Origin of the sequence: Kocuria sp. NPDC057446, from assembly GCF_042802875.1 — a bacterium.
Lineage (GTDB): Bacteria > Actinomycetota > Actinomycetes > Actinomycetales > Micrococcaceae > Kocuria.
Genome location: NZ_JBHVDI010000232.1, coordinates 1 through 4,192, shown reverse-complemented (window position 1 = coordinate 4,192; position 4,192 = coordinate 1). Strand labels below are relative to the sequence as shown.

General features: G+C 70.1%; 5 protein-coding genes. All 5 read left to right on the top strand.

The genetic code is table 11. The annotated features are described in order from the left end of the window. The coding region (locus tag ACFU0Y_RS17435; protein ID WP_380216112.1) for a phosphatidate cytidylyltransferase at positions 1–841 on the top strand (841 nt) is incomplete at its 5' end. Between the two features lie 25 nt (positions 842–866). Beyond that, positions 867–1,475, top strand: coding sequence for a hypothetical protein (locus tag ACFU0Y_RS17430; protein WP_380216110.1), 609 nt, complete (start codon positions 867–869; stop codon positions 1,473–1,475). 164 nt (positions 1,476–1,639) lie between these two features. Continuing rightward, positions 1,640–2,020: a DUF485 domain-containing protein gene (locus tag ACFU0Y_RS17425; RefSeq protein WP_380216108.1), complete on the top strand. Its 381-nt coding sequence runs from the start codon at positions 1,640–1,642 to the stop codon at positions 2,018–2,020. Positions 2,021–2,023: 3 nt separating this feature from the next. After that, on the top strand, positions 2,024–3,652 hold the full coding sequence (locus tag ACFU0Y_RS17420) for a cation acetate symporter (protein WP_380216106.1): 1,629 nt from the start codon (positions 2,024–2,026) through the stop codon (positions 3,650–3,652). Positions 3,653–3,876: 224 nt separating this feature from the next. Beyond that, the gene (locus tag ACFU0Y_RS17415; protein WP_380216104.1) at positions 3,877–4,149 is read left to right on the top strand and encodes a GlsB/YeaQ/YmgE family stress response membrane protein; all 273 of its coding nucleotides are present in this window, start codon (positions 3,877–3,879) and stop codon (positions 4,147–4,149) included. Positions 4,150–4,192: the final 43 nt, after the last annotated feature.

Genomic DNA, 4,192 nt, shown 5'->3' with positions numbered 1-4,192 from the left:
GGGCACGCCGGGGCGGCGGCACACCGCGCCCTCGCGGGCCGGACGCAATCTGCCGGCCGCCGTGGGCGTCGCCGCGGTGCTCATCGGGACGCTGCTCGTCGGCCTGTTCGTGCAGCCGCTCGTCCTGGCGCTGTTCGCCGGCACGGCCGCGGGGATCGGCGTGTGGGAGGTCGGCAGGTCGCTGCGCTACCGCGGCATCGTCATCCCCCGCGTCCCGGCGGTGACCGCCGGCGTGCTCATGCCCGTCGCCGCATTCGCCGGGGGCGGCGAGGCGCTGATGATGGCCGTGATCGTGGGGCTGACGCTCGTGATCGTCTGGCGTGCCCTGGGGAGCCGGGACGGCATGGTCCTGTCCATCATGGGCTCCGTCTTCGCCCTGGTGTGGGTCGGCTTCCTGCTGAGCATCGCCCTGCTGCTCTACCACACCGAGGCCGGCCCCCTGAAGGTGCTCACCGTCATCCTGCTGGCCATCGGCTCGGACACCTGCGGATACGCCGTCGGCGTCGTCTGGGGACGCCATCCCATGGCACCGCGGATCAGCCCCAAGAAGTCCTGGGAGGGCTTCGCCGGCTCGCTCGGCGGCTCGGTGCTCATCGGTGTCCTGTGCGCCGTCCTGCTCCTGGATCACGCCTGGTGGGAGGGGGCCGTGCTCGCCGTGGCGCTCGTGCTGGCCGCCACGCTCGGCGACTTCTCCGAGTCCATGGTCAAGCGCGAGCTGGGGATCAAGGACATGGGCACGCTCCTGCCCGGCCACGGGGGAGTAATGGACCGGATCGACTCGATCCTCTTCGCCGTCCCCGCCGGGTACCTGCTCTTCGAGCTGTTCGCCGCGGGCGCCTGAGCCGGGCGCCCGGATCCCGCAGCCCATGTCTGCAGACCGCCCAGGACCCCGGCCGGCCACCGCCCGCATCCCGCGGTGCCCGCCGAGCGAGCGGGGCTACGACGTGGCCCAGGTGGACGACTTCCTGGCGGCCGTGCAGGCCGCACTCCGGAACTCCCGGTCCGGTGCCGGGGCGGAGCCCGGGGGGGCCGCCGTGCTCAGCACCGAGGTGCGCGGCGCCGCCTTCTCCGGGGCGCGGGGCGGCTACCGCCCCGCGGCCGTGGACGAGCTGTTGGAGGCGGCCGAGGAGTCGCTCGCGGCGGCGGAGCGCGAGCAGTGCCTGCGCGAGCGGGGCCCCGAGGCCTGGCAGGAGCACCTGGACGCCCTGACCCGGCTGCTCCGGAACCGCCTCGACCGCCCGCGCACCCAGCGGTTCCGGCGGCCCTCCCGGCCCCGGGCCCCCGGCTACTCGGCGGCGCACGTGGACGTGCTGTGCGAGCGCCTGCGTGACCGCCTGGAAGGCACCGCGCCCCTCGAGCCGAGAGAGCTGCGGCGGGCCGTCTTCCCCCTCGTCCACGGCGAGCGCAGCTACGAGGAGCACCAGGTGGACGCCTTCCTGGACCGCGCCGTCCAGCTGCTCCTGGCGTCCCGCTGAGCGGAGCCGTTCCGGGCGTCTGTGTATACATCCTCGTTCAGGTTTCGTCCAGAATCCCCGTTACGTGTCAACGACGACCCCCCAAAAGCAATATTTGGGCGTTTCACCTTGCTCCTGTGCATACAAAAGCCTAGTGTGGGCCACATCACATGAGGAGGTAGCCCATGTCCAACCAGCCACCCATCGACGCCGACGACCTCGTCGCCGACGTCGACTTCCCCGCGGCCCAGCGGTCGCCCGAGTTCCAGGAGCTGCGGAAGACCCACCGCGGCTTCGTCTTCCCGCTCGCCGTCGCCTTCCTGGTCTGGTACCTGCTGTACGTGGTGCTCGCCATGTACGCGCCGCAGCTGTTCGCCATCCAGGTCATCGGCAACGTCAACCTGGGCGTGGTCCTGGGGCTGCTCCAGTTCGTCACGACCTTCGCCATCACGGGGGCCTACGTGGCCTTCGCCAACCGCAAGCTGGACCCGAAGGCCACGGCCATCCGGGAGCGTCTCGAGCCCAGCCTCGGCACCCCCGGCGGCGTCCACGGACAGGAGAACTGACCGATGCACCTGTACACCGCGCTCGCCCCCATGGCGACCACGACCACGGAGACGGTCGGCACGCCCTGGGTCAACATCTCCATCTTCGGCGCGTTCGTCGTCGTCACGATGGTGGTCGTGCTCCGCGCCTCCAAGTCCACGTCCACGGCGGCGGACTACTACGCCGGCGGCCGCGGCTTCAGCGGCACCCAGAACGGTCTGGCCATCGCGGGCGACTACCTCTCGGCGGCCTCCTTCCTGGGCATCGTCGGCGCGATCGCCATCCAGGGCTACGACGGGTTCCTCTACTCGATCGGCTTCCTGGTGGCGTGGCTCGTGGCGCTGCTGCTGATCGCCGAGCTCCTGCGCAACACCGGCAAGTTCACGATGGCGGACGTCCTGTCCTTCCGGCTGCGCCAGCGCCCCGTGCGCGTCGCGGCGTCCATCTCCACCCTCTCGGTCTCCGCGTTCTACCTGCTGGCCCAGATGGCCGGTGCCGGTGCGCTGGTGTCGCTGCTGCTGGGCATCGGCTCCCGCGCCGGGCAGTCGCTGGTCATCGTGGTGGTCGGCGTGCTCATGATCGTCTACGTCCTCGTGGGCGGGATGAAGGGCACCACCTACGTGCAGATCATCAAGGCCGTGCTGCTGGTCTCCGGCGTGGCGGTGATGACCGTCTGGATCCTGGCGCTCTACGGCTTCAACTTCTCCTCGCTGCTCGGCGACGCGGTCGCGGTCTCCGGCAACCCGGCCATCCTGGAGCCGGGCCTGCGCTACGGGGCCACGGAGACCAGCAAGCTGGACTTCATCTCCCTGGGCCTCGCCCTCGTGTTCGGCGCCGCGGGCCTGCCCCACGTGCTGATGCGCTTCTACACGGTGCCCACGGCCAAGGAGGCCCGCACCTCGGTGGTCTGGGCGATCGGCCTCATCGGCCTGTTCTACCTCTTCACCCTCATCCTGGGCTTCGGCGCGGCGGCCCTCATCGGCGCCGAGCGGATCCAGTCGGCACCCGGTGGCGTGAACTCCGCGGCACCGCTGCTCGCCTTCGAGCTCGGCGGGTCCCTGCTGATGGGCATCATCGCGGCGGTCGCGTTCGCCACGATCCTCGCGGTCGTCGCCGGTCTGGCCATCACGGCCTCGGCCTCGTTCGCGCACGACATCTACACCAGCGTCATCAAGAAGGGCAACTCCGATCCGCGCAAGGAGCTGCGGGTCGCGAAGACCACCGTGGTGGTCATCGGGCTCGTGTCCATCGCGGGCGGCATCGGCGCGCAGGGCCAGAACGTCGCGTTCCTCGTGGCGCTCGCCTTCGCGGTCGCGGCCTCGGCGAACCTGCCGACCATCCTGTACTCCCTGTACTGGCGGCGCTTCACCACCCGGGGCGCGGTCTGGTCGATGTACGGCGGCCTGGTCATCTCCGTGGGGCTCATCATCTTCTCCCCGGTCATGTCCGGCACGGAGACGTCGATGATCCCGACGGCCGACTTCGCGTGGTTCCCGCTGCAGAACCCGGGCATCGTCTCGATCCCGGCCTCCTTCCTGCTCGGCTTCATCGGTTCCATGACGGAGCGTCGTCTCGAGGACCCGGTCAAGCAGTCGGAGATGGAGGTGCGCTCCCTCACAGGCATCGGTGCGGAGAAGCCCGTCGCCCACTGACGATTTCCCCGCTCCCACCTGGGAGGATCCCCGGCCCGTCCGAAGCTCCGGCTCCGGGCGGGCCGGTCCGCGTCCGGGGGACACGATCGACTATTCGCTTATGGGAACAGACAGAAGGCTGAGTGTCAGCTAGGGTCGTGGACAGAAGCAACCGCAGGGTATTCCAGGGGTACTGGCCGGTTGCGTACACTGAAAGTCCCTCCCGGGACGGATAAGGAGCCATCATGGGAATCATCAGCTGGATCATCCTCGGCCTCATCGCCGGCGCCCTCGCCAAGCTCATCATGCCGGGCAGCCAGGGCGGCGGCATCATCGTCACCATCGTCCTCGGCATCGTCGGAGCCCTCCTCGGGGGCTTCCTGGGTTCGCTGATCGGCATCGGCAGCCTGGAGTCCGCGTTCGACATCGGCACCATCATCACCGCCGTCGTGGGAGCCCTCATCGTGCTCTTCATCTACGGTGCGGTCACCGGCCGCAAGGGTCGCGCCACGCGCTGATCCGACCCCACCGGTCGCCGAGGCCCCGTCCACCCGTTCCGGG

What these genes read in the sequence shown, in the direction of transcription:
- ACFU0Y_RS17420 (WP_380216106.1), top strand. Translation starts at nt 2,024, where the DNA reads ATGCACCTGTACACCGCGCTCGCCCCCATGGCGACCACGACCACGGAG.
- ACFU0Y_RS17430 (WP_380216110.1), top strand. Translation starts at nt 867, where the DNA reads ATGTCTGCAGACCGCCCAGGACCCCGGCCGGCCACCGCCCGCATCCCG.
- ACFU0Y_RS17425 (WP_380216108.1), top strand. Translation starts at nt 1,640, where the DNA reads ATGTCCAACCAGCCACCCATCGACGCCGACGACCTCGTCGCCGACGTC.
- ACFU0Y_RS17415 (WP_380216104.1), top strand. Translation starts at nt 3,877, where the DNA reads ATGGGAATCATCAGCTGGATCATCCTCGGCCTCATCGCCGGCGCCCTC.